Source organism: Corynebacterium pilosum DSM 20521 = CIP 103422 (genome assembly GCF_000373805.1).
In the GTDB taxonomy this organism is placed as follows: domain Bacteria; phylum Actinomycetota; class Actinomycetes; order Mycobacteriales; family Mycobacteriaceae; genus Corynebacterium; species Corynebacterium pilosum.
Genome location: NZ_KB892471.1, coordinates 27831 through 52263, shown reverse-complemented (window position 1 = coordinate 52263; position 24433 = coordinate 27831). Strand labels below are relative to the sequence as shown.

General features: G+C 61.8%; 21 protein-coding genes. 6 read left to right on the top strand and 15 right to left on the bottom strand.

Translation table 11 applies throughout. The features are described 5' to 3' along the window. Positions 1–90 precede the first annotated feature (90 nt). The 3 genes from B097_RS0111450 to B097_RS13385 all read right to left on the bottom strand — a co-directional run bounded on the left by B097_RS0111450 (position 91) and on the right by B097_RS13385 (position 7306). The gene (locus B097_RS0111450; protein WP_018582666.1) at positions 91–3621 is read right to left on the bottom strand and encodes a murein biosynthesis integral membrane protein MurJ; all 3531 of its coding nucleotides are present in this window, start codon (positions 3619–3621) and stop codon (positions 91–93) included. Between the two features lie 86 nt (positions 3622–3707). Next, positions 3708–6359: a hypothetical protein gene (locus tag B097_RS0111445; RefSeq protein ID WP_244911210.1), complete on the bottom strand. Its 2652-nt coding sequence runs from the start codon at positions 6357–6359 to the stop codon at positions 3708–3710. Beyond that, a complete protein-coding gene (locus B097_RS13385; protein ID WP_081618064.1) occupies positions 6356–7306 on the bottom strand; it encodes an NUDIX hydrolase in 951 nt (316 codons plus the stop codon). The genes B097_RS0111445 and B097_RS13385 overlap by 4 nt, the downstream gene beginning before the upstream one ends. A gap of 78 nt (positions 7307–7384) precedes the next feature. Between B097_RS13385 and B097_RS0111435 the strand changes: the two genes are divergently transcribed. From B097_RS0111435 to B097_RS0111420, 4 genes are read left to right on the top strand one after another with little or no spacing between them, the layout of a single operon-like run. Then, positions 7385–8833 carry a CCA tRNA nucleotidyltransferase gene (locus B097_RS0111435; protein ID WP_018582663.1) on the top strand — a complete coding sequence of 483 codons (1449 nt, stop codon included), beginning with the start codon at positions 7385–7387 and terminating at the stop codon, positions 8831–8833. Continuing rightward, complete coding sequence (locus B097_RS0111430) at positions 8826–9434, top strand: YqgE/AlgH family protein (protein ID WP_018582662.1); 609 nt, start codon at positions 8826–8828, stop codon at positions 9432–9434. The genes B097_RS0111435 and B097_RS0111430 overlap by 8 nt, the downstream gene beginning before the upstream one ends. Before the next feature lie 13 nt (positions 9435–9447). Next, positions 9448–10215 (top strand): AzlC family ABC transporter permease, encoded by a 768-nt coding sequence (locus B097_RS0111425; protein ID WP_018582661.1) that lies wholly within the window; start codon positions 9448–9450, stop codon positions 10213–10215. Next, positions 10215–10556: a branched-chain amino acid transporter permease gene (locus B097_RS0111420; RefSeq protein ID WP_018582660.1), complete on the top strand. Its 342-nt coding sequence runs from the start codon at positions 10215–10217 to the stop codon at positions 10554–10556. Before B097_RS0111425 ends, B097_RS0111420 begins: the two co-directional genes overlap by 1 nt. Here B097_RS0111420 and B097_RS0111415 read toward each other — a convergent pair. Together B097_RS0111415 and B097_RS0111410 are read right to left on the bottom strand one after the other, a co-directional pair. Then, complete coding sequence (locus B097_RS0111415) at positions 10553–10858, bottom strand: hypothetical protein (protein ID WP_018582659.1); 306 nt, start codon at positions 10856–10858, stop codon at positions 10553–10555. The genes B097_RS0111420 and B097_RS0111415 overlap by 4 nt on opposite strands. 10 nt (positions 10859–10868) lie before the next feature. Next, a complete protein-coding gene (locus B097_RS0111410; RefSeq protein WP_018582658.1) occupies positions 10869–11861 on the bottom strand; it encodes a bile acid:sodium symporter family protein in 993 nt (330 codons plus the stop codon). Positions 11862–11894: 33 nt separating this feature from the next. Between B097_RS0111410 and B097_RS0111405 the strand changes: the two genes are divergently transcribed. Further along, a complete protein-coding gene (locus tag B097_RS0111405) occupies positions 11895–12968 on the top strand; it encodes an NADH:flavin oxidoreductase/NADH oxidase (protein WP_026254495.1) in 1074 nt (357 codons plus the stop codon). A gap of 9 nt (positions 12969–12977) precedes the next feature. Here B097_RS0111405 and B097_RS0111400 read toward each other — a convergent pair whose 3' ends face one another. The 3 genes from B097_RS0111400 to B097_RS0111390 are packed head-to-tail and all read right to left on the bottom strand — an operon-like array spanning position 12978 to position 15848. Continuing rightward, entirely contained in the window at positions 12978–13340 is a 363-nt protein-coding gene (locus B097_RS0111400; RefSeq protein ID WP_040429636.1) for a Rieske (2Fe-2S) protein, read from the bottom strand. A 22-nt stretch (positions 13341–13362) separates the two neighbouring features. After that, on the bottom strand, positions 13363–14952 hold the full coding sequence (locus B097_RS0111395; protein WP_018582655.1) for an efflux permease Rv1217c-related protein: 1590 nt from the start codon (positions 14950–14952) through the stop codon (positions 13363–13365). 2 nt (positions 14953–14954) lie between these two features. Continuing rightward, positions 14955–15848, bottom strand: a complete 894-nt coding sequence (locus tag B097_RS0111390; RefSeq protein ID WP_018582654.1) for an ABC transporter ATP-binding protein — start codon at positions 15846–15848, stop codon at positions 14955–14957. 142 nt (positions 15849–15990) lie between these two features. Here B097_RS0111390 and B097_RS0111385 point away from each other — a divergent pair, with 142 nt between their 5' ends. Continuing rightward, complete coding sequence (locus tag B097_RS0111385; RefSeq protein ID WP_018582653.1) at positions 15991–16689, top strand: hypothetical protein; 699 nt, start codon at positions 15991–15993, stop codon at positions 16687–16689. Positions 16690–16763: 74 nt separating this feature from the next. On the opposite strand, the gene trpA is transcribed toward B097_RS0111385, so the two are convergent. The 7 genes from trpA to B097_RS0111350 all read right to left on the bottom strand — a co-directional run bounded on the left by trpA (position 16764) and on the right by B097_RS0111350 (position 24247). Further along, positions 16764–17606: a tryptophan synthase subunit alpha gene (gene trpA, locus B097_RS0111380; RefSeq protein WP_018582652.1), complete on the bottom strand. Its 843-nt coding sequence runs from the start codon at positions 17604–17606 to the stop codon at positions 16764–16766. Between the two features lie 2 nt (positions 17607–17608). Then, entirely contained in the window at positions 17609–18871 is a 1263-nt protein-coding gene (gene trpB, locus B097_RS0111375) for a tryptophan synthase subunit beta (RefSeq protein WP_018582651.1), read from the bottom strand. A gap of 24 nt (positions 18872–18895) precedes the next feature. Next, positions 18896–20323 (bottom strand): bifunctional indole-3-glycerol-phosphate synthase TrpC/phosphoribosylanthranilate isomerase TrpF, encoded by a 1428-nt coding sequence (trpCF, locus tag B097_RS0111370; RefSeq protein ID WP_026254494.1) that lies wholly within the window; start codon positions 20321–20323, stop codon positions 18896–18898. Next, positions 20310–21338, bottom strand: coding sequence for an anthranilate phosphoribosyltransferase (gene trpD / locus B097_RS0111365; protein WP_018582649.1), 1029 nt, complete (start codon positions 21336–21338; stop codon positions 20310–20312). Before trpD ends, trpCF begins: the two co-directional genes overlap by 14 nt. Before the next feature lie 3 nt (positions 21339–21341). Then, positions 21342–21995, bottom strand: coding sequence for a glutamine amidotransferase-related protein (locus B097_RS0111360; protein ID WP_018582648.1), 654 nt, complete (start codon positions 21993–21995; stop codon positions 21342–21344). Next, positions 21992–23554 carry an anthranilate synthase component 1 gene (locus tag B097_RS0111355; RefSeq protein ID WP_018582647.1) on the bottom strand — a complete coding sequence of 521 codons (1563 nt, stop codon included), beginning with the start codon at positions 23552–23554 and terminating at the stop codon, positions 21992–21994. Before B097_RS0111355 ends, B097_RS0111360 begins: the two co-directional genes overlap by 4 nt. 252 nt (positions 23555–23806) lie before the next feature. Continuing rightward, positions 23807–24247, bottom strand: a complete 441-nt coding sequence (locus B097_RS0111350; RefSeq protein ID WP_018582646.1) for an SdpI family protein — start codon at positions 24245–24247, stop codon at positions 23807–23809. Positions 24248–24433: the final 186 nt, after the last annotated feature.

The window sequence follows — 24433 nt, the reverse complement described above, 5'->3', positions numbered from 1 at the left end:
CCCGCCGTGCGAGCGTGCACACTGTAGTGGACACGCATACCGCGCGGCGGGTGGGCTGATGCGCTATAGGGCGCTGTAGCGAGAAGTGACTTACATGGGCAGCCCGATCATCGAGATCTCGCTGATTTCCACGTGCGGGTTCTGGGTTGTAGGGATGTCCGTGATCCAGAGAATCACCCCGTTCACTTCGGGGTTCCCCTCAATTTCCAGGCTGTTGCGGGTGGAGCGCAGCGTGCCTTCTCGGAGCAGTGGCAGCTCTTCCAGTGGTGTGGTTTCAGCGTTAGTCTCGCGGTCCGCGGGCAGCCCGTAGAGGCTATAACGGGCACCTGTTGTCTCCGTTTCGATCAGGAGGTGTTGCAGCTGGAGCGGCTGCTCGGCGGTGAGCACCACGCCCACTCCAGGCTTAGTACCAAGCCCGTTGGGGTAGTCGTCGGTAGCCCAGGTGGTGTCATTGTCCCCGTCGATCACATTGTCCACCTGTTCCGGGTTGTCGGCGCTTGGGTCTTGGCCCGGCGCCTGCCAGACGCGCACTCGCGCTGTATCGACGATGACCGGCAGTGGTTGCGAATCAGCGCCGCCCTCAGCGTTGCTCGTGGTTGTATCGTCGACAGATTCGCTAGTCACCGGCGATGCTGGGTCGTCCCCGCCGATCACACCGACAAGATAGGTGGTCAGGGCGGCGATGAGCAGAACGACAGCGATGACGGCTGCCGCGACAGCGGCGAAGCCCTGGGCGGTGTAGCCGCGGGAACCGAAACCGCTGAGTTTGTCTGGCTCCGGGGTATCTTCGTCGACAACGTGGAGGGCCTCGCGTTGTGGTCGCCCGGATGTTGTTGGAGGGACCGCGGGGATTTCACCCGTAGCGTCCGCTGCCTTCGCCTCGGTAGCTTCTGCGGCGCTGGCTTCTACGACGATGTCTTCGTCGGCAGGCTCTGGGACGCCGCTGAGGTCGCGGAGCTCGTCCGCAATTGCGTGGAAGATGTCCGAAGTGGGGTTTTCGGTCTCGGGGTCGGCGGCATCGTCGGCAAGCGCGCGTGTCTTTTCCGCGATGGCGGTCAGGCGCGTATCGCTGTCCTCGCCGGTGCCGGCATCGAGCAGCTCGAGTGCGGATGCCAGCGCCGACATGTCCTTTTCGTCGCTGGCCTGAGGTAGCACCGCTGGGAACGCGAGCACGACATAGCCGTCGGTGGACACGCGCAGCCGGTTGCGGTTATCTAGGCCCATGGGGGCGCCCTGTTCGTGGGAGTCCGCCAGCGCATCGGCCAGCGGCGCCATAGCCCGGGCGACGGCCTGCGGGTGCAGATTGCCTTCTGCCTCCACGACGGATTTCACCGAGGCGCCCGGGACCCAGTCGGAGACGACGAGGCAGCCGGAGCGGTACGACAGCACCTGAATATTCAGCGCGATCGCCGGGTGGTTGAGTGTGCGCAGCTGGCGGGTGCGGCGCGCAACTTCACGTGAGCGTCGTGCGGCCTCATCGCCACCCACGGCAGCCAGTGGGGCTTGGTTGTGCGTATCGACGAAGACCAGCGCCACTTCCCTACCGGTGCGGACTTCGCGGGCCTGCCACAGGCGGGCGCCGTCGACGGCACCGTGATCGCGCAAGAGGCGGAACCGGCCGTCCGAGACGGGCGCGCCGGCCACGAGCCGGGGCCCGCGCACCACACCGGCGGACATCGGTGGCGGAACCGGGGAGGCGTTGAAGGAGTCGGTTGCCAGGAACTGCTGAGACATCACCCGCGGATCCGTCTTGCCGGTTTCGATGGCCTTGTCTTCGTCCGGCTTAATGAACTTGCCGACGACCGGAATGCGGGCGAACAGGCGGCCCAGGTTCTGCACCTCTGGCAGCCCGGAGCGCGAGAGCACGAGGCCGGCCACGATGAGGAAGACGATGCCGGCAATGCCGATCTCCACGACCAAGCCCAGAGACGGGCGGTAACCCCAACCGATCATCAGATCGACAGGGTTGAATGGCACCTTGCGGATCAAGAATTGTGTCAGCAGGGCGGCCGCCGCGCCGATGATGCCGGCTGCCGCGGCCCAGGTGCTGGTGTGCATGACGGTGGCGGACTGCAGGTCGCCCAGTTTGCGTTTCAGCAGGAACGCGCCGATCACCGCGCCGGCAACGAAACCGAACCCGTTGGCGGCACCGAGCAGAACGACGACGAACTCTGAAGATGACGCAGCCATAGGCGCAAGGTAGCTCAGCAACACCTTGGTGGCGGTGATCCCGGCGATGATGAAGGTGGGCGTCCACGCTTCCTCACGGGCGTAGAAGACGCGCAGGTGCAGCATCACCAAGGCGTAAGGGATGAGCGTGAAGGCGGAGAAACTGATCGTCATGCCGAGGGTGCGGGCCTCTTCGGTTTCGAAAGCACCATACCCAAAGAGGGCGTTGCCGATATCGGGGCCGAAGGCCGTCATGAAGATGACAACAGGAATCAGGGCGATGAAGGTCAGCTTCGTGGCCAGCGTAAGGTCGCGCACCACTGCGCGGTCATCGCCGTCGGCGGCGTTGCGCGACAGCCGCGGCATGATCGCGGTGAGCAGGGCGACGCCGATGATGCCGTAGGGCACCTGCAAAAGCTGCCAGTGTTGTTGGTAGATGGCGTAGGCGGACGCGTCAGCTTCGGTGGCGATACGTGCCGTAATCACATACCCCAGCTGGGAGACGGCCACATACGCGACGATCGCGACGGCCATCCCGCCGAAGGCCTTGAGGCGATCGTCGATCCCCCACTTCAGGCGCAGGTCAATCTTCAGCTTCTTCAGGTACGGCAGCATGATCGCGCACTGAACGACGACACCCAGCGTGGTGCCCAGGCCCAGCAGCAAAACGTGTGGATCTGTCACCGGCGACGGGGCGGCCGGGTTCAGCGATCCGGGCACCAGCCGATAGGCGGCCAGAACCGTGATGGAGATGACGTTGTTGACCACCGGTGCCCACGCGCCCGGCTTGAACACCCCCTTGGTATTCAGGATCGCCTGGAACAGCGAGAACAGCCCGTAGAAGAAGATTTGCGGCAAGAGCAGGTAGGCAAAAGAGGTGGACTGGACGATATTCGTCTTCGCCCCTTCGTCCATCATGATGCTGACGAGGAAGGGCGCAGCCACCGTAGCTAGCACGGTGACCGACAGCATGAGCGTCAACGTCAGCGTGAACAGTTGCCGGATGAACCCGGCACCGCCATCGGCGTCTTCCTTCTCGGCACGCACCAACACGGGCACGACCAGTGCCGTCATCACCGAACCCAGCACGATCTCCGTGATCATGTTCGGCAGCGTGTTCGCAAGGTTGAAGGCCGAGGCGATCGCACCACCGAGCATGGAGGTGATCATCACCGTGCGGATGAAGCCGGTGATGCGCGAGAGCAACGTGGCGATCGCCATCGAGCCCGTGGAGCGCACAACGTCTTCGTTGCTTGCCTTCTCCCCGGACGAGGCGGTGGCAACGGTGGAACCACCGTCGCCAGTATCGGCCGGGCTTGCCGTGAGGCCGGATAAGTCTTGGACAGGCTCGGGTTCAGGTTCCTTGACAGGACGAGGCACAGGGACCGGGGCTGGCGGACTTGGCGTCACGATGCGCCGGCGCTGCCCTGGGGTGTTCTCGGAGGGGGCCACGAATCTTCCTATCTGTAATCGCGGGATGGTGTAGGACAGGATAGAGGAAGAGTTCGCCACGATGCGGCGAGACTTCCCATCGCGGATCAGTCCGGTGGTCGATCGTCGTCAAGCGTGGGATCGCGTTTGACGCTAATGCTTGTCGACGAAGCCTTCCCCCGCTTCACGCGCCGCGAACGCAGCAGCAAGACCACCAGTGCGAGGAAGAGCGCAAAAAGCCCACCGACGGTGACCAGGCCCATCTCTGTGGCGGCTGTGCGGACCGAGATGTCCACCGGCGCGGAGATCGCCTGGCCTTGTGGGCTGGCGAGGTAGAGGCGCATGTCGGTGCGCTCAGAATTGTCGGGGATGGTGGCGGTGATCTCGATGGTGATGGAGCCACGCGCCGGGATGCGTATCCGGTCCGGCACGTTGAGTACAGTGCCTTCGGGCGCTTGGTAGAGCAAGGTGGCATCCACAGGCAGCGGCAGTCCATTTTCCGCCACGATGAACACGGGGGCGGATTCGGACGTGCGGGTAAACACGTTGCCGGGTGGGATCAGGTTCACCGCGCCGCGAAGTTCCTGCAAGGTGTCTCGGGTGTCGTTGAGGCGCGACTGGGTGGCCTCGACGGCATCGGAATAGTGTTCGGGTGATCGTCGATAAGCGATCGATAGAGCTGTGAGCAGGTCGCGGCGCAAAGGCAGCGTGTAGTCGTAGCGGGCCAGCGCGATCGCGGGATCGGGCACGAGGAAAGACGTGAGGTCGTCGACGTAGCGGGCCTGTTGGCTGGCGCTTAAGATCTCCGCATCGGAGAAGACGGTGGGGTCCGCATAGGGGCTCCCGGTGTGCTCCGCTTGTGGGATGGGGGCGTTTCCGGGGGCGGTGAGGTAATCCTCAAGAGTCATGGCGGCGGCGTCATCGTCGGCAAGCAAGGTGCCCACGACATCGAGCGCTTCACGTGCGGTGCGCGCGTCCCAGGAGCCCGGCGGGTTGATCATTACGGGCGTGCCGGCAGGCTCCGCGCCGGTGGTGGTGGACTCAGTAACGGCCAGGCGGATCGCGTTGGCGGCGGTGATGTCGCGGGCGGCGATGGAGTCCTTGGTGGTGTCATAACGCAGATCGGTGTTGGAATAGCCGGTGGTCAACGGGACTGAACCTGTTGATGCGAGCGTCGATGCAAGCGAGTCCTGGAAGGTGACCGCCGTGATGCCCGGGCTCAGGTGTGCGAAACGCTGCGCGGAGGGATTGGGCAATGTTTCACGTGAAACACTGTTGTTTGCGACGAGGACACGCACCGGGGTCGTCGGTTCGGGGGCGGCCGCCATCGCGGGGCTTGGGGGCAGGTCGCGCTCGAGGTTGGATTGGGGCGCCTCCTCCGCCTGCACGGTCGAGTCCTGCGGATCGGTCGCGGCCTGGGCAGCCTCCCACGCGCCCTCCATCCCCATCGTCGGGATCTTGGAACGGGAATGATCGGCCCAGCCAAGGGCTGCCGACGTGCCCTCCACAACATAGCCTGCCGGTGGAATGACGACGTTGCGCACCGTGGGCACGCCGAGGATACGTTCCACAGCAAACGGGCCACGCTCGATCGCCTCGCGCATCAACCACGGCACGCCGCCCTGAGCCACGGCGTTGACATCGCTATTGGCCCACGGCAACGACACCACGCACCCATCGGCGGCGGTGGCGCGCAACTTCTCCAGCCACGCAGAGGCATCTTCGGCGCCCGCACCCTGGGTGTATGGCACCTCGTCCGGCTCCACGTCCCAGGAGTCACGCAGGCGCCGCGGCTTCTGCGCAAGTGACGGCCGCGAATCGGCCACTACATAACCTTCGGTCATGCGCTCTACGGTGCTGATGAGCGCCGGATCTATCGCCAGGCATGTCGCCTCGCGCACCTCTGCTCCTGTTGGCGACTCCACGGCCTCGCTATAGGTATCCACCAGCGCCGACAACCGCCCATCCGGCTTCAGGTTGTCCGCAAGTTGCTCCGACTCGAGGACGAGCGGAGGGTTTTTCGGCGCCTCCCCCGTCTCGCCCGGCAGGACATCGACCGGTGCGGTGATCGGATACAACATTGTCATGCCCGGGGCGTTCCGACGCTCCTCCGGCATGCCAGCCTCGCCCTCGGGCGTGGCCACGCCAGTGGCCTCCTCCGTCGCTACGTGAAACCGCTCCGAATCCAGGTACTGTCCCCCATTGCCGTTGAGAACCAGCATGATCGGATACACGGAATTGCCCGGAAGAGGCAGCGCGCCGGGAATATGGGCAGCGGTCGGTACTGCCATATCCAGTTCAACGGACTCCCCCGGTGCAAGCGACTCGGCCAGCTCCACGCTGTCACCAATCACTGAGTACTCTTCGGGCTCGGCGACCATCGCCACTCGCGCGTCCGCCACGGAGGCAGAGATCGGACCGCGCCGCGGAGTTATCGATAGATCATCCACGGTTTCCGAAGAATTGTTGTGCACCGCGACGCGCAGCGACAGATCAGCACCTTCGGCCACCGTGGTCGGGCCGCGTACCAACTCGAGGGTGAGGCCCTCTTCCCCATCGTTCGGGCGAATCGCGGGGTTGACCCACTGCTCTGCCACAGCCTCATTCGTCGGTGCCGCGGGCACCGGGATTGCAGTCGCGGTTCCCGTCGAGGCGAGGGCAGCAACAGCAAGCACCGCAGCCACACTCGTCAGAGCAGCCCTGCCTTGGGGCGGGCCTGCTGAGGGGCTGCGGCGCACGGGCCGGCTGTGCGGCGTCACCGGGGTGTCGCCCTTCCGGCCTCGCGTTCCTTTCTGGCCAGATCGGGCAAGTTGTCATATGCGTAGCGTGCAAGCTTACGTTCATCGGCGTACGCCAGATGCTCAATCAGTTCGTCGACCGGGACCCATGTCACCTCGGTAACTTCGGGGTCCTCGTCGTTAAGCTCACCGTCCACGAAACGCAGCAGGTTGTGGTGCACCGTCTTATGGATGCGCACGCCGTCAGACACGAACCAGTAATCGATTGTGCCAAGCGTGGCGAAGGCCTCGCCCTCGATGCCGGTTTCCTCCCACACCTCGCGTTCGGCGGTTTGCCACTGGTGCTCGCCTTCCTCGACGTGGCCTTTCGGCATCGACCACAGCAGGCGCCCACGCCGGTCCAGCCGACCGATCAGTGCCACATAGATCCGCGATAGGTCCACCGAGTTATCCTCGCGCACGGCTTCCGCCATCCCAGAGACCACTAGGCCGCCGGCCGAGGTCTCATCGCGCGTCTTCATCCGCGGCGCGTCCGAGTACTGCTTCCTCTGGTGGTTGTTCTGGCCGCGCCGGTTCCGGTTGGAATTTCCGCCACGGCCGCCACGTTTCTTGCCCTGTTGCTTATTCTGCTGCTTTTCGCCCTGCTTGTTTGCTTGGGCGCTTGACGACGAACGCCTGCGCCCACGGCGCCGACGGGACCGTTTCGGCTGGTTGTCCGAGGATTGCGTCGCCGAATCACCTGACCCCTTGCCGGAGTTGCCTGAGTTGTCTGGGCCGGAGCTCTTCTGCTCATTCTGTTTGTTCTGGTTGCTGCTGTTTCCGGCAGGTCGACGACTGCGACGTCGTCTCCTGCGACGCCGCTGCCCCTGATTAGTGCCCTGATTATTGCCCTGGTTGCCGCTGTGGGAAGAGCGGGGGCTCGACGAACCACCAGTGTTGGGGTTCGAGGGCCGAGTAGTGTCAGTCATTCTTCGCTTATCGTATCCGCCTTTGGTTCATTCTGGTATTTTGACGTGCCGATTTAACCCACAGGTAAGGTGTTAGCGGTGAGCACCTCTAATAATCCTGATGCCCTTGGCCGGGCTGCCGACGCGATTCGGCAGCTTGAAACTCTGCTACGTCCGCTCGTCGAAAAGTTCGATGCCGCGGGGCACGAGCTGTACCTCGTCGGCGGTCCCGTGCGCGACGCATTCCTGGGCAGGCTGGGCAATGATTTGGACTTCACCACGTCTGCCCGCCCTGAGGAGACTTATCGCATTCTAGAGGACTTCGGTGAGACGGTATGGGATACCGGAATCGAATTCGGCACCGTGGCTACGGTGAAGGCGGGCCAGCAGATCGAGATTACGACTTTCCGCGCCGACCTCTATGATGGCGTGACCCGCAACCCAGAGGTCACTTTCGGCGACACCATCGAAGAGGACTTGGTGCGCCGCGATTTCAAGTGCAACGCGATGGCCGTGCGCCTATTCGTCGAAGACGGGGCCATGAGCACGGATTTTGTGGACCCTGTGGGCGGCTTCAATGATTTGGTAAATCAACGGTTGGATACACCACAAGAGCCGGAGATCAGTTTCCGCGACGATCCCCTGCGCATGCTGCGCGCTGCTCGCTTTGTCTCCCAGTTAGGGTTTCACGTGGAACAACGCGTCTTCGATGCGATGCGCGACATGGCCGATGAGATTCAGCGAATCACCGTGGAGCGAATCCAGGTGGAGCTGGACAAGCTGATGCTGGGAGCCGCACCCTGGGATGGCATCGACCTGCTTGTTGAGACGGGCCTGGCGGATTATGTGCTGCCGGAGGTTGCTGCGCTACGCATGACTCCCGACGAGCACCTCCAACACAAGGACGTCTACCGCCACTCGCTTACGGTGCTACGTCAGGCCATCGACCGCGAGGACGATGGTCCGGACCTGGTACTGCGTTGGGCCGCGCTACTCCACGACATCGGGAAGCCAGACACCCGCGCCCGCAAAGAAGGCGGAGGCGTGAGCTTCCATCACCATGAGGTGGTGGGAGCAAAACTTGCCCGCAAGCGTCTGCGGGCGTTGAAGTATCCGAAGGCGACCACGCAGGATATTTCCCAGCTGGTGTACCTGCACATGCGGTTCCACGGTTTTGGTGAGGGTCAGTGGACGGACTCGGCCGTTCGTCGATACGTGACCGACGCCGGCGACCTCCTCCCCCGCCTCCACAAACTGGTGCGCGCCGATTCCACCACGCGCAACCCGAAGAAGGCTGCGCGGCTGCAGCGCACCTATGACCACTTGGAGGAGCGCATCGCGGAGATCGAGGAGAAAGAGGACCTTGCGCGCGTGCGCCCCGATCTCGACGGCAACGAGATCATGAAGATCCTGGACCTGAAGCCTGGCCCGGATGTCGGTAAGGCGTGGAATTTTATGAAGGAACTGCGCCTGGAGCGCGGGCCGCTGGATCGTGACGAAGCCATTGCGGAACTACAGCAGTGGTGGGAAGGTAGGAAAGATGAGTGACTACTTCTACGCAGATCGCCTATTCAACGCCTTGGAACGCGAAGAACCTGAGGCGGGCATGCTGCTCGTGGCGGCTCCTGGCATGCTGAGCCCCGAGTTCTCCCGCAGCGTGGTGCTGGTGATCGAGCGTGACGCCGAATCGACCTTCGGTGTGATCCTTAACCAGCGCAGTGAGCTGGCCGTTTACAACGTTCTGCCGGATTGGCTGCCTGCGGTAGCGAAGCCTCAGGCGATGTACATAGGCGGCCCGCTAAGCCAGCAGGCCGCGGTGGCGCTGGGCGTGACGAAGCCAGACGTTGATATTGACACTCACCCCTACTTCACGCGTTTGGCTAACCGCTTGGTACACGTGAACCTGAGCGCGCAGCCGCACGAGGTGATGGAAGACCTTGACGGAATGCGTATCTTTATGGGGCATGCGGAGTGGGCGCCGGGCCAGCTCGAGGAGGAGATCGAACGTGGCGACTGGTATGTTGCTCCGGCTCTCCCAGGCGACGTGATTGCGCCAGCGGCAGCCGACCTCTGGGGCGACGTGTTGCGCCGCCAGCCGATGCCGTTGCCACTGTTTTCCACTTTCCCCCATAACCTCGAGGACAATTAGAAGTGGGTCAACCGTGAATGTTTCACGTGAAACAACGCCAGACGAGGGCGAAGGAAACACGCTCCACGAAATCAAAGAAGGGATCCGTGAGACCTGGGCGGTCGGCCTCGGCCTGATCCCGCTGGGCTTAGCCTTCGGTCTCCTCATGGCCCAGTCCGGCTTCGCTTGGTGGTGGACCCCGATCTTCTCCATCGTCATCTTCGCCGGCTCGATGGAATTCCTCGCGATCAGTATGGTCACCTCCGGCGTCGGCCCCCTCTCCGCCGCGTTCACCGGCTTCATGGTGAACTTCCGACACATCTTCTACGGCCTCACATTCCCCTTGCACAAGGTGAAGTCCGTGCCCGGCAAGGCCTATTCCGCGTATGCGCTTATCGACGAGGCTTACGCCATCGTCTCTGCCCGAGATCCTCAGAAGCCACTGACCGGCACGCGCATTCTCACCATCCAGATTCTGCTCCACCTCTTGTGGTTGATCCCTGGGATTGTGGGGGCGCTCGTCGGAGAGATCATCCCGCCCGGACTTAAGGGGATGGACTTCGCGCTGACGGCACTCTTCGTCGTGCTGGCGTGGGAGGCGTTTAAGAACAACCGCGACTATTCCCTGCCGGTGATCGCCGCGGTGCTCGCCATCATCGTCGGGCTGATCGCCCCGGGGTCGATCATGATGATTGCGCTGAGCGTCTACTTCCTGATTTTGATCGCACGCTATATGTCGCCACGCCTGGACGGGCTATTGACCTGGCGCCGTCCCGACGACACCATGGCGAAGGAGGTCTGATGTACGGGCTTCCAGAGGGCGTCACGCTTGGCATGGTGCTGGCGGTGCTGATCCCGGTGGGGATGGTCACCGTCGCCCTGCGCGCACTCCCCTTCTTCTTTCTGAAGCTACTGAAGGGCAATAACTTCATCGCTTCGCTGGGCTTGATGATGCCCGTCGGCGTGATGATCGTTCTCGTGGTGTACACGATCTTCGGGCAGCTTTCCGCCCCAGGTGGCCTCTTGGCCTCCCTGCTGGGCGTCGCCGCGACTCTGCTGCTGCACTGGTGGAAAGGCGACAGTGGCCTGTCGATCCTTGGTGGCACTGTCGTCTACATGCTGTTGGTTAATCTAGTGTTTTAGAACCCGGGGAACTTGGCGCGCACTTCCGCCCACAGGCCCTCGAACTCTTCCGGGCTGAGGTGCTCAGCCTCGATCCCCTCGAACTGGTCGTAGGTGTTGGGGTGCGGCACTTGCTCTAGGGGCTCGTTCGCCTGGCCGACGATCCGACCATCGGCGAACGCCCCCTTAATCGTCTCGTCCGGTGCCAGTTCGATCATGCGCACCATGGTGCAGCTTTCCGACGAGATCTCCTCCAGCTCGGCGATCGTGACCAGGGTGCCGGCACCGGGGACGGTGAGGGTGGTGCGAACAAAATGTTTCACGTGAAACTCCTTAAGCGAGAGCGGTGGACTGGTTGCGGGCATCGTCGGCACGCCCATAACGGGCCGCAAGCCATGAGCAAATCATCAACTGTACCTGGTGGTAGATCATCAACGGCAAGATCAACAAGCCCAGGGAGGCACCGCCGAAGATCACGCTGGCCATCGGCAGGCCGGTTGCGAGCGACTTCTTGGAGCCACAGAATTCGATGGCGATGACATCTCCTCGTGGGAAGCCGAGGCGTGCGGAGATCACGCGCGTGAGCCACAGCATGAATACCACCAAGAGCGCCGAGAACACCACGAGGAAGATGACCTCCCACACGGCAACACTCGACCACACGCCAGCTACCATGCCCGAGGAGAACGCCGAATAGACCACCATCGTGATCGAGCCACGGTCCACCACCTTCGTCGCCTTGCTCGCTGCGGCACCTGCCACCCCGGGGATGAAGTAGCGCGCCAGCTGGCCCAAGACAAAGGGCAGGAGCAGCAGGAGGGCGATATCGATGAACACTTGCGCGTCCACGTGAATCCCGTCCCCGGCGCCCATGATGAACATCACCAGGAGTGGCGTAAAGAAGACCCCGGCCAGGTTCGAGAGGCTCGCCGCCACAATCGCGCCCGACACGTTCCCGCGCGCGATCGACGTAAACGCCACCGAGGATTGCACCGTGGACGGCACCAAGGTGAGATACAAGATCCCCTGATACAAGCCGTCGGAGATAAACAGCGTGAGCGGACGCAGCAGAACACCAACGATCGGATAGAGAACGAACGTAAACGCCAAAATTGTCAGATGGAGTTTCCAGTTCGTCAGGCCTTTGAGCGCTTCGCTCGTCGATAAGCGTGCCCCGTAGAGGAAGAACAGCAGGGCGATCGCAAGGTTCGTCGCAAGCGCAAACCATTCAGCAAATTCGCCGCGGACGGGCGCGATGATGGCGACGACGACGGCGAGGATGATCAAGACGATCAGCGGATCGACGTTTTTGATTCTGGAGAGCATGACCGCCAGTCTACGGCAGGCTACGCTGGGCGTATGACGAATGTGAGACTTGCAAAACCGATGACTCTGCGCGGACTGACCATACGCAACCGCATGTGGGTGCCACCCATGTGCCAGTACCACGTGCGCGCCCAAGATGGTGTGCCGGAACCCTGGCACCTTGTGCACTACGGGTCCCTCGCTGTGGGCGGATTTGGGTTGATCATTGCGGAATCGACCGGCATTGTGCCTGAAGGCCGCATTAGCCCTGAATGTACTGGCATCTGGAACGACGAGCAGGTCGAGGCCTGGCGCGGCATCGTGCATTTCGTGCACAGCCAAGGGGCGGCGATGGGCGTGCAACTTAATCATGCGGGGCGCAAGGCGTCCACGATCCCGATGCGCCCCGGCCTCGGCAGTGGCTCGGTGCCTGTCGACGAGGGAGGCTGGGAAACGGTGGCGCCCTCCCCCATAGCTGCCGACGGCCAGGACACTCCGCGGGAGCTCACAACAGAGGAAGCCAGCGCATTGCCAGCACAGTTCGCCGCTGCCGCCGAGCGTGCTATGGCTGCAGGCTTCGACACCGTGGAGCTCCACGCTGCCCACGGCTATCTGCTGCACCAGTTCCTCTCCCCGCTCACCAATCAGCGCGAGGACGAATACGGCGGCGACTTTGAGGGACGCACCCGCTTGCTCCTAGAGACCGTCGATACCGTCCGCGGAGTGCTGAACAACGACACGCCACTGCTGGTGCGTTTGTCGGCCACCGACTGGACAAAGGGCGGCTGGCTGCTCGAAGACTCGGTGCGACTCGCGCCACTACTAAAGGAGCGGGGCGTGGACCTGATGGACATTTCCACTGGCGGTAATGTGCGCGCGAAGATTCCCGTGGAACCTGGCTACCAAGTCCCCATGGCCTCCGCTGTGCGGGAGACTGGCATGCCCACGGCGGCAGTTGGTTTGATCACCAACCCCGAGCATGCTGAATACATTCTCGAAGACGGGCACGCAGATGCAATCCTGCTGGGGCGTGAGGCATTGCGTAATCCGCAGTGGCCGAATCACGCCCTCAAGCAGCTTGGTGCGGACGATCTTCCGTTCGCGGAATCCTACTTCCGCGCCTGGTAGTCGGTTCGGCTATGTCGCGGTGACGGTACCACCCTTTTGGGTGGCTTCTGCCGGGTAGAGCGGGTCGCGCGCCACGCCGGAAATCACAGCACCGTCGACGATGCTGAACACGGAATCGTGTGCGGTGCAGCGCACCGTGTCGCCTTCGACTTCAGTAATCTTATTCCTCTGGTGCGGGCATGCGGAAGAGTAAGCCACGAATTGGCCCTCGGTCGGCTGCGCGATGATGAACTGATCCAAAATCACAGCAGAGCCCACCGGTACCTCTGTGGCGGCCACTTCCTCAGAGGGGGATTCGCCACAGGCTGCGAGGAATGCACCGGCAAAAGTGGTAGCGGTGCCCAACAGAAACATTCGACGTGAACAAGTCATGCTTCTAGTATGCCTTCTCGCTTTAGCGAATGTCTCTCTTTGCAGACCCGGCTAACCCAAATATGGCGAAGGCCACGCCGGCAGCACCCATGGTCGCCGGGATCCACCACTGATCAGACCCCGGCTCAAGCGCGTGTGTCAATGGCGATAGATCGATCACCCACTCAGGAAGCTGGAGGATTTCGCCCATGAGCGTGACAACCGCCGACAAGGCCAGTGGCGCCCAGACCCACCCACTCGCCACCGGGATCCACCCGATGATCGCGATTGCGATACCGACCAGCACGATAACCGCCCCCAGCAGCGACCAGGACGCCCACGCAAGAGCCGAGTAATCGTCGTCAAGCGTCTGTTCTTGCGTGGCCAACCCAATTGCGCCTGAAGCGTGCATGACGGAGACCAGCCCCACCACGGAAGCCAGCGCGATCGTCGTTGCAGCGGCCAGGGGTGCGTATCGACGAACGCCCGTAGAGCGCTGCATATCGACGATGCGGGCTTTCTCCTCCGCCCGATAACTGGTGATCTGACTGATTCCGGCTGCTGCGACCATGATGGCGACCATTTCGCAAATATAGGAGATGAAGGCCTGGTAGGCGTCGGTGCCACCGAGGAGGTCTCGGAATACTTGGCCCGTGGTGTCATCGCCGCCTATGAGGGTGGCGATATCTCCCGATAGTGGCATGAGGAACGCTGTGGTGATGGCGACGTTGATCGCCCACGCGATGATGCCGCCTTTGTTGAGCATCCAGCGCAGGTGCACGATTCCTTGTACGGATCGGGAACGGTGAACCTTGCTCCGGCGCGGGAAATAGCCTTCGCCGAATGTACGGCGTGACTCAGCGAAGCCAATGAGACCGATGGCAGCGAAGCACACGGCCGCAAGGATGGCAGCGCGGCCCATGTCGTTCTCGGTGAAGGGACCGATGAGTTCCCGCCATCCAAGGGGGCTGAGCCAATTGAGCCACGCGATTTCTTGCGTGTCTGCGACAATGCGAATGGCGTAGGACACCGCCACGCTAATTAACGCGGCTTGCGTCAGCCTCGACGCATCGTTGACCAGGAGCAAGGCCATCTGCGCGAAAAGGGTTGCCCCGATCAGCATCAGCGTGAGCGTAAACCCAAAAGCGATTGCTCCTTCGGTAGGTATTTCATCGCGGGGCAACGGTAGAGCCAGCAGGATAAGTGCTGACGCTGCACCAAGAGTAATCGCCGAGGTGACTCCGGTGATGGTGGCCGCGGCCCACGGCGTGCTGGCCTTGATTCCCGTGGAACGCGTCAGTTCGCTCAGTCCCGTGTGCTCCGGTCGGCGGTAGAGATCGACCATCAGCAGGGCGACCATGATGGCGCCGAGGAGACCGGCCCACATCGCCGCTTCCCACGTGGTCATTTGACCGACGGTTCCGGGCTTGTCGATTAAGCCGTAGATGGCGCGCGTGCCAACGTTATTTTCCATGCCTTGGACAATTCCTTGGCGGCTGGAAAGTTCTGGATAGTATTCGTAATAGGCCACGGGGAAGATGGCGATGATCGCGAGGATCGGCAACATCCACCCGAGGAGGTAGCCGCGTTTCAGGTGGAAGTTCAGTCGTGTCTGTGTGAGCACTTCGCGCATTGCTACTCCCCTGTCTCATAATGGCGCATGAAAATTTCCTCGAGGCTCGCCGGTTGTGTTTCGATGTCTGTCGCGTTGACATCCAAGAGAGTTCTTAGTGTGTCGGGGACCTTGTCGCGTTCGACGGTGAGTGTCGTTCGCCCTAGCTTGTCGACGACCACGGCGCCGTCCCCTAGCTCTCGTCGAAAAGCATCCGCCGTTTCACGTGAAACATTGGCAGAGACAGAATGCGTTGATAAGTGACGTAATTGACGAATTGTTCCGCGCTCTACTACCCGGCCGGATTTAATCACTGTGACGTAATCACATAGCTTCTCTACTTCGCTCAAAATATGGCTCGAGAGTAAAACTGTCGCCCCTTTCGAGTGTTCTTTACGAACTTCGTCGACGAAAACTGATTCCATCAGTGGGTCAAGCCCTGCCGTGGGCTCATCCAACAATAGGACATCCGCACCGAATGAAAGAGCGGCGATGAGACTCACCTTTCTTCGGTTACCGGTTGAATAGTCCCGAGTCTTCTTCGTCGGATCCAGGTCGAAGGCGTCGATAAGTTCGCCCTCGCGCTTCCTGTCCGTGGGTACGCCCCGCAGCGATTCGAGAGCCTGAAGAGTCTCAGCGCCGGTCAACGTGGGCCACAAAGAAACGTCTCCGGGGACGTAGCCGACGCGCTTTAATACTGAAGGGTCTCGCCCCGGGTCGACACCGAGGATGCGTACCGTTCCCGAAGTAGGCGCAAGCACGCCGAGCAGGGTCCTTATCGTTGTCGATTTTCCAGAACCGTTGGGTCCGAGGAATCCATGAATGCTGGCACGATCGACGGTGAGTGAAAAATCGTCGAGCGCGCGAAAGTCGCCGAATGTCTTTGTTACGTTGAGAACTTCTATTGCCGGTTCCATGTATTTTCCTAAGATTGGATGGCGATGTTTCACGTGAAACAAAGCCAAAGGCAGTGGGATATATCACCAGCTTAAACATTGTTTGATGTGGAACAAGTGAAAGTATTGTTCAAGAAGCCTGCTTCCTCTACCATCAGATACTGTGCAATATCGGGATCAGGTTTCGCATCTGCGAAAGCGAAACGAATTATCGCAGGGCGAGGCCGCTCTCGTCGGCATCCCGGGTGGAATCGGCCTAGCCTTGATGGGCGCAACGACGATCGGCGTCATCATCGCTTTCACCCTAGCCATCGTCGCGGGGATCGGATTGCATAAAAGTGGCCGGTTTGCTGGGGAGACGGCTTACCAGGATGAATTCCGCAGTACCGACTATTCCCCCATTCAGCGATTTTTGCCCCTAGTGGGCCTGCTGGCGACTATGTTCCTTGCAGCGGATGCGCCGTTCGACTCGTTGGTAGCAATTGGCGTTTCAGCGGAGGTTCAGCACGTGGTCTCAGCCATAGTCGCAATTGGCACAATCTCTGTGGGTCTTAAGTTCGAATCGGCGCGGTCGCACAAAATGGGTCGACGCCGGCTCGCGGCGCTTCAGTCTAAGCAGAAGGAGCTTAGCGACGAAGCCCTCGTCCCCTCCCCTAGGCATATGAAGGTGATCTCCGCGATAGTGGCAATCGGTGCAGTGGACGGGATGCGCACAAGCTCGACTGGAATAAGCCGTCTGTTGGGCTACGATGCAATTACCGAAATCAAAGAGTTGGAGAAGGCGGGCTACCTCAACTTGCAGCGACAGTATGGCTGGAAGGGTGAAACAACGTACGAGGTCACTTTGATCCGCATCCCCTGAGATGTTTCACGTGAAACAAGTACAAGCAAACGACCCCAGCACACAGAGCGCCGGGGTCGTCGAAAAGCGATGTGCTACTTCTTCGTCGCTTCCTTCATCGCGGAGACGAACTCAGTGAGTTCGGACTTCAGGCCCGCCATGTCGGTGACCCGACCCGGCTCAGGGTGGGTGCCCTCAACATACTTGTTGATGATCTTGGTGATTGCGGACCCGGATATCGCTCCAGCGGCCCCCGCCTCGATAGCCTCACGCACGTGGTCTGGGGTGGAAATGCCGAAACCTAGCAGCACGGGCGCGCCGCCGTAAGACTTCACGTTGTCGACAACTTCGCGCAGACCAGTGGTCTGAGATTCGTTCTCGGTGCCAGTCACGCCATCGCGGGAGACCGCATAGATATAACCCTTGGAGTGCGCGGCGACGCCCTCGAGCGTCTGAGGAGTGGCCTGGGCAGGTGCAATGAAGATCGAATCGATCCCGTTGCGTTCTGCCGCTTCGACGAAGGGCTTACCCTCACGGACGGGGACATCAGGCACGAGAATGGAATCCGCGCCGGCCTCCTTGAACTCCTTGTAGAAGGTGTCGAAGCCACGCACAAAGGGGACGTTCGAGTAGATCAGCATTCCGATCGGCAGGTCTGGATACTCGGAGCGGATGGTCCGAATCTGATCCAAAGCCTTATCCACGGTGGCTCCCCCGTCGAGGGCCCGGACGTGTGCGCCCTGGATGGTCGGCCCATCGGCGATGGGATCACTGAAGGGCACGCCGAGCTCCAGAGCGTCCGCACCCGCATCGATGACGGTCCGCAGGATCTCCAGCGCGTCCTCAGGGGTCGGGTCCGAAAGCATCAGGAATGGGACGAATGCGCCTTCGTCCTTCTCGGCAAGATCGGCAAAAGCCTTCTCATAACGGGTAGTCATGCCTAGTCCTCCTTCAGGACGTAGTCGGGGTTCGCCTCGAGGGTGCGGCGCACATGGTCAACATCCTTGTCACCGCGGCCGGACAGGGACACCAAAATAGTGATGTCTTCGCCCGCAGCATCGGCCTCCGCGGCGCGCTTCAGCGCATAGGCGAAGGCGTGAGAAGACTCGAGTGCCGGGATCATGCCCTCGTAGCGGGACAGCATCTGGAAAGCCAGCAAGGCCTCTTTGTCGGTGACGGGCACATACTTCGCACGGCCCGTCTGGGCGAGGTGCGCGTGCTGCGGTCCCACCGCCGGGTAGTCCAGCCCGGCTGAGATGGAGTAGGACTCCTCAACCTGGCCGTCGTCGTTACGCATCAAGTAAGAGCGGGTGCCGTGCAGGATGCCGATATTGCCCTCTGCGATCGCAGCACCATGCTTCCCGGAATCGACGCCTTCGCCGCCGGGCTCCGTGCCAACGAGCTCCACTCCCTCATCATCGATGAAGTCAGAGAAGATGCCGATCGCGTTGGATCCGCCACCCACAGACGCAACGACAACATCCGGCAACGCGCCGGTACGCTCCAGCATCTGCTCCTTTGCCTCCTCCGCGATCACGCGGTGGAAGTCACGCACGATGGTCGGGAACGGGTGCGGGCCAGCCGCGGTGCCAAGCAGGTAGTGCGTGTCGTGGAAGTTGGCGGTCCAGTCACGCAGCGCCTCATTCACCGCGTCCTTCAGCGTGCCGGAACCGGAGTCCACGCCGACGACCTTCGCACCCATCAGTTCCATGCGGAACACGTTCGGCTGCTGGCGCTGAATATCCTTCGCGCCCATGTAAATCACACACTCGAGGTCCAGCAGCGCACACACCAGTGCGGTCGCGGTGCCGTGCTGGCCGGCGCCGGTCTCGGCGATGATGCGTGTCTTGCCCATCTTCTTCGCCAGCAGCGCCTGGCCGATGACCTGGTTGGTCTTGTGGGCGCCGCCGTGAACGAGGTCCTCACGCTTCAAGAAGATTCGTGCGTAGCCAGACTTCGAGTCCTTGTCCTTCGCCGCGCGCGGGAGGTTGAAACACTCGGTCAGCGGAGTGGGGCGACCCAAGTAGTCGCGCAGAATGCGTCGGTAGTCCGCCATGAACTCCTCATCATTCCATGCCTCCACAAAAGCCTTCTCCAGTTGGTCGAGAGCAGGCATGAGCGATTCGGGCACGAACTGGCCACCGAATTCGCCAAAATAGGCCGGCAGGATCGTCGCCCCGCCGTCACGGAAATTATCAGTCATTGTGTTGTCCTTGGTTTTGTGTATTTAGTAGGAGAAGGTGCGGATGGCCTGGAAAGCTCGTCGGATAGCGCCGGCATCCTTGCGCCCGGCCCAGACGCCGGCATCGCTGCCGTACTCCAGCCCAGAGTTCAGATCTAGGCCGGCAGTGCCCACGCGCAACGCATCCTCGATGTTGTCCAGGTTCAGCCCACCGGCCAGGAGCGCCTTCTGCTTCACTGCGTCGGGCACGGTGGACCAGTCGAAGGTCGTGCCGGACCCGCCGTCCTTGGCATCGAGCACGAGCTTATCGACGATTGGCTCGAGCGCTTCTGCGACTGCAGGACCATCGGCTTCTGTCATGGAGACGGCGCGCCAGATCTCCACCTGCTCCCCTACCTCAGAGCGGGCTGCGTCCACCAACTGCTTCTCGGCGTCGATGCTGCCTTGGTACGGGGCATGCAGCTGGATGGCCGTCACGCCGTCGAGGGCAAGCTCGGTGAAGCCAGAGGTGCGGCGGTTCACGGCCACGTAGTCCAAGCCGGGCTCGTGGGCGATGATCTCTTCGGCCGTTTCACGTGAAACATTGCGCGGGCTCGCCTCTTCAAAGATCAGCCCGCCATAGACGGCGCCCGAGGCCTTGGCCGCTTGCGCCGCGGACCAATCAGTCAGGCCGCACACCTTATTCGGGCCGTAGACAAGCTCGCGGGCGGCGCGATCAATATCCGGCTGGCTGGTCAGCTGCGATCCCACAAGGTAGGCGTTGGAGTGCCCGCTGAGACGGCGGACAGTCTCCGTATCGCGGATGCCGGACTCGGAAACGACCACGGCATCGTCGGGAAGCAAGGCTGCCAGGCGTGCGGAACGGTCCAGATCGATCGACAGATCATGGAGGTTGCGGTGGTTGATCCCGAAGATTTTCGCACCCAAACGGATGGCGCGCTCCACCTCTTCCTCGTCGATCACCTCGGTGAGAACGTCCAGCCCGAAACGGTGCGCCTCGTCGGCAAGCTCGGCGTACTCCTCGTCGTTAAGCACGCTGAGCATGAGCAGGATCGCGTCGGCGCCGTAGTAGCGCGCGGCGTGCACCTGCACCTTGTCGATGACGAAGTCCTTGCACAACACGGGCAGGTGGGATTCGGAAGCGACCGTCGCTAGGTGGTTATAGTCGCCGCCGAAGCGGTCCGGCTCACACAGCACGGAAATGCCGGACGCGTAGCGGGAGTAAATGCGCGCGATCTGGCCGGGCTCGTAGTGCTCCCGGATGAGACCCAGCGAGGGCGAGGAGCTCTTGCACTCCATGATGAAGTTATTGGCGCCCCGGCCCCCGCGCGCCAGGGAATCGTAGAGCGAACGCTCGGACTTCGGGAGCGTATCGACGTCCACGTGAGCAATGAGTGCTCGGATCTCTTCGAGGTGGCCACGACGGCCCTCCACGATGCCTTCAAGAACGGTAGGAAGTTTAGCCACCGTAATTCGCCTCCTCGTGCTTTGCCAACCAATTCTTCACAGTGTCATCCTCCAACATGGCGATGGCCTTCGCCGCGCCATCCTTGATGCTGTCCGCGTCCCCGTTGAGGTAGAACATGGCACCCGCGGTGGCGGCGGTCGCGTCGCGGTGCGCCTTCTTGCCTTCGCCGGCGAAGGTGGCGCGCATCAGGCGGGCGTTCTCTTCGCCGTCGCCGCCACGCAGATCTTCCAGCGTGTGGCGCTCCAAGCTTAGGTCCTCCGGAGTGATGGTGTAGTTCTTGATCTCACCGTCTCGGGTCAGCTCCCAGACCTGGGTCTCACCGTGAACGGCGATCTCATCGGTGCCCGCGCCGTGGACGACGAGGGCGCGACCGCGGCCGAGCTCGCGCATGGTCTCGGCGATGACCTGGCCCTGGGCCGGGTTCGCGATGCCCATGATCTGGTACTCCGGGCGCGCAGGCGACAGCAGTGGGCCCATCGTGTTGAACAGGGTGGACACACCCAGCGCCTTACGTACCGGCTGCACGTGCGCGATCGCCGGGTTATAAGCAGGGGCGAAGAGGAACGTGAAGTTCGATGCCTCAAACTGGCGCACGGCACGCTCGGGGTCCAGGTCCAGCGGAATGTTCAGCGCTTCCAGCACGTCAGCGGAGCCGGACTTCGAGGAGACGGAACGGTTACCGCACTTGACCATCTTCACGCCACCAGCAGCAGCGGTGAGCGAGGCGGCGGTGGTGATGTTGATGGTGTTTGCGCCGTCGCCGCCGGTTCCGGCGGTATCCATCAGGCCCTCGCCGGTGATGGGGAATGGGCGGCCAGCGGCCAGGAAGGCCTTGGAGGCACCGGCGATATCTTCAAAGGTTTCGCCACGGGTGCGGATGGTGGCCAGGAGCGCGGCGATGTGCACATCGTCGTAATCGCCAACCGTCAACGGGGTGAATGCCTCGATCGCTTCGTCGAGGGTGGGGTTCTTGTTGTCCAAGAACCGCTTCAAAATTTCTTGGGACTTGTCACTTGCCATGAGTTAGTTACCTTCCTTGGATGAAGTGGAATTGCCAAGCAGCGTTTGCACGCAACGATTAAGGATTGTCGGCCCCGCTGGTGTCAGGATCGACTCTGGGTGAAACTGCAGGCCAATCGCCATTTTATCGGCGGTTTCAGCGGCCATGATCACAGGCCCAATGTCAGTGTTGGTGGTGGCCAAGGAGACCACACCCTGCGGGCACTTCACCGCCTTCGAACCCAGCGAGTGGTAGCGGGCCACCGGCACCTTCCGGCCCACATGTTCGGGCAGCTCCGCAACAGCGTCCGCAGCTAGACCCTCAAACACTGGATGCGCCACTCCACTATTGGTCAGCTCCATGACCTCGGACTTACCGTGGACGGGCCCGCAGGGTTCCACCTTGCCGCCATAGTGTTCCAGCAGCGCCTGGAATCCCAGGCAGATCCCCAGAACCGGGATGCGGCGGCGCAGGGCCTCGTCGAGAAGCGACATCATGCAGCCCGCGTCGGCCGGGTAGCCGGGCCCGGGCGACAAGATGATCAAGGCGGGGTCCGCGTCTAGGACTGTCTGCATGGGTACCGTGTTGCGGAAGACCTTGAAGTCGTAGCCGTGCAGGGCGTCGACAAGGTTGTAGACGAAGGAATCGTGGTTATCTAGAAGGACAATCTTGCTCATCGCACAACCTCCAACTGTGCATCGGCGGCCAACGCGATCGCGTTGAGTACCGCATAAGCCTTGTGCAAGGTCTCATCGGCCTCGCTCTGCGGGTTGGAATCGCGCACCACGCCGGCGCCCGCCTGCACGGCCGCCACTCCCCCACTGACGAATGCGGACCGAATGATGATGCAGTTATCCATATCGCCATTACCCCGCAGGTACCCGATGGCACCGCCATAAGAACCACGGCGGCGGCCCTCCACCTGGCGCAGCAGCTCCGTGGCCCGCAGCTTCGGCGCACCCGTCAGCGTGCCCATGTTCATGCAGGCACGGTACGCGTCGAGGGCGTCCAGATCGTGGTCCAGGGTGGCCGTCACGCGGCTGACCAGGTGCATCACGCGCGAATAGCGGTCCACCTGCAGCAGATCCTCCACCGTGCGTGTACCAGGCACGGCCACACGCGCCATATCGTTGCGCGCTAGGTCCACCAGCATGGTGTGTTCGGAGATCTCCTTGGCATCGGTGCGCAGTTCGAGCTCCATGCGGATATCCAGCTCATTGTTGATGGAGCCATCGTCGTTAAGCCCGCGCGGACGCGTGCCGGCGATCGGGTACAGCTGCACCTGACGGTTGGAATGATCGAACTTCAAATTCGATTCCGGGCTGGCCCCGAACAGCTCATACTGCTTGCCGGCGCGATCGATCCCGCGCGAATAAAACATGTACGGGCTGGGGTTGGTCTCGCGCAGCTGGCGGTAGGCGGCGAACGCATCGACGCACTCCGCGGTAAACGTGCGCGCCGGGACCACCTGATAAATATCGCCGTTATAAATGTTCTGCTTCAGCGCCTCGATCTGCTCGCGGAACTGCGCGTCCGGGATGTCGGTGGTCACGGTCAGCGTCGAATTTGGGTTCTCGGCGGCAGCATAAGAGTGAGTTGAGTCTGGCTCAGCAGCATCGATTTGCGCAGCGTACCGGTCGATTCGCTTATCGACGAGGTCCCCCGCCAACTGCACCCCTGCAAGGTGAGCGGTTTGCGACTGGTGATCAATGGTCAGCACTACCTCTGCCAGGATGAACTGATAATCCGGGTACGTGTTGACGGACTCCTCGACCTCGGGCAGCTGCTCGAAGCTCTCCAGGAAATCGAAGGCCATGCCGCCTGCCAGCATCGGCAACTCTTGGTCTTGGTAACCGGCGTCGCTCGTGAGCTTGCGCAGCACCTCCACGGAACTTATGGCGGTGAGGCGTTCGCGCTCATCGCTTGCCGTGGAGACCGGGAAGTCGTAGGTGTTAGGCCCTGTGGCGTAGTCCGCCAGCTGGTTGTGGAGGCGCTGGGCAATCAGGTGGCCGGAGTCTGTCAGTGGCTCCACGGTGACCTTGGTGCCGTTGCAGGTGACCCGCACACTGGCATCCAACACGGCCACGGACTGCAGGCCGGACTTCGTCGTAATGTCCGCGGACTCAAGCAGCAGCGAGTCAGTCGACTCCGTGCCACCGATATGAGCAAACAAACTGGAAGCGTCAGCGTGGTAGCGTACGTCGCGTCTGACCACGCGTGGCTGAAAATTTTCCATCAGTACTCTTTCACAATCGTCGGGCGGCTTGCTGTGGCCGGTCCCCCGCTGCGCTGTGGGTACTTTGGTGGATACAAAAAGACCCGCTGCGCTAGGAAACCTAGCCGGCGGGCCGTTAATTCTTGATGCTCGAAATCAGTGGCTCGCCGATTAAGCGCGCCACCACCACTGTGCGGAAGTCAGTTTCGTTTCGATCACGTAAGCAACCATATAACCAAGAAGTGAGCTGTGCAACTTTTATATGCGCGTCTACTATTCACGCTCGTCGGACTGCCCGGCCGCTCGTCGTAAAGCGTCCAAGTCCACAGCCGGGGACTCAGGCTGCGGCTCGGGTTCAGGCTCTGCCTTCTGCGCCTGGTCCAGCAGTGCCGCGGTGCGCGCACCCATGTTTCCTCCAACGGAGAGGAAGATGATGGCAAGCACCGCCGCCACCACGGGCGCCAACCACAGCCAGCCGCTAGCGATCCACGCGAAAGCCGCGCCGAACAGCAAGGCCACGCCGGCGAGGATCGAAAACGGGCCCGTCACTTTGTGCGCCTGGGTCCACACCGCTTCCTCTTGGCGGACCTCCCGCACACGCAAACCGATATAAGAATTGCCCTTCAACCTGCCGGTCGCCGCCAACATGCCCAACACGATGAGCACGACTGCGACGATGATGAAGAGAATGGTGACGATGAGGTTAGCGGTCATGGCCCAAAGTCTAGCGGGCGGGCACGCCTTTTCTTAAAAGAGTGGGACCTGGGTGCCTGCCGCGGTTTTGTGCTGGCTCTCACGCCGATGGATTTAGTGAATAAACCCACGATGGGGAACAATTGGGGCATGAAGAACACCGTCTGTGTGCTCTGATTGCTTCCATCCGTCGCAATTTTCCCGTGA

Bases quoted from the DNA above. Each gene is read 5' to 3' on its own strand.
- B097_RS13385 (WP_081618064.1), bottom strand. From the start codon at position 7,306: ATGACTGACACTACTCGGCCCTCGAACCCCAACACTGGTGGTTCGTCG.
- B097_RS0111430 (WP_018582662.1), top strand. From the start codon at position 8,826: ATGAGTGACTACTTCTACGCAGATCGCCTATTCAACGCCTTGGAACGC.
- B097_RS0111420 (WP_018582660.1), top strand. From the start codon at position 10,215: ATGTACGGGCTTCCAGAGGGCGTCACGCTTGGCATGGTGCTGGCGGTG.
- B097_RS0111410 (WP_018582658.1), bottom strand. From the start codon at position 11,861: ATGCTCTCCAGAATCAAAAACGTCGATCCGCTGATCGTCTTGATCATC.
- B097_RS0111405 (WP_026254495.1), top strand. From the start codon at position 11,895: ATGACGAATGTGAGACTTGCAAAACCGATGACTCTGCGCGGACTGACC.
- B097_RS0111400 (WP_040429636.1), bottom strand. From the start codon at position 13,340: ATGACTTGTTCACGTCGAATGTTTCTGTTGGGCACCGCTACCACTTTT.
- B097_RS0111395 (WP_018582655.1), bottom strand. From the start codon at position 14,952: ATGCGCGAAGTGCTCACACAGACACGACTGAACTTCCACCTGAAACGC.
- B097_RS0111390 (WP_018582654.1), bottom strand. From the start codon at position 15,848: ATGGAACCGGCAATAGAAGTTCTCAACGTAACAAAGACATTCGGCGAC.
- trpA (WP_018582652.1), bottom strand. From the start codon at position 17,606: ATGACTACCCGTTATGAGAAGGCTTTTGCCGATCTTGCCGAGAAGGAC.
- trpB (WP_018582651.1), bottom strand. From the start codon at position 18,871: ATGACTGATAATTTCCGTGACGGCGGGGCGACGATCCTGCCGGCCTAT.
- trpD (WP_018582649.1), bottom strand. From the start codon at position 21,338: ATGGCAAGTGACAAGTCCCAAGAAATTTTGAAGCGGTTCTTGGACAAC.
- B097_RS0111360 (WP_018582648.1), bottom strand. From the start codon at position 21,995: ATGAGCAAGATTGTCCTTCTAGATAACCACGATTCCTTCGTCTACAAC.
- B097_RS0111355 (WP_018582647.1), bottom strand. From the start codon at position 23,554: ATGGAAAATTTTCAGCCACGCGTGGTCAGACGCGACGTACGCTACCAC.
- B097_RS0111350 (WP_018582646.1), bottom strand. From the start codon at position 24,247: ATGACCGCTAACCTCATCGTCACCATTCTCTTCATCATCGTCGCAGTC.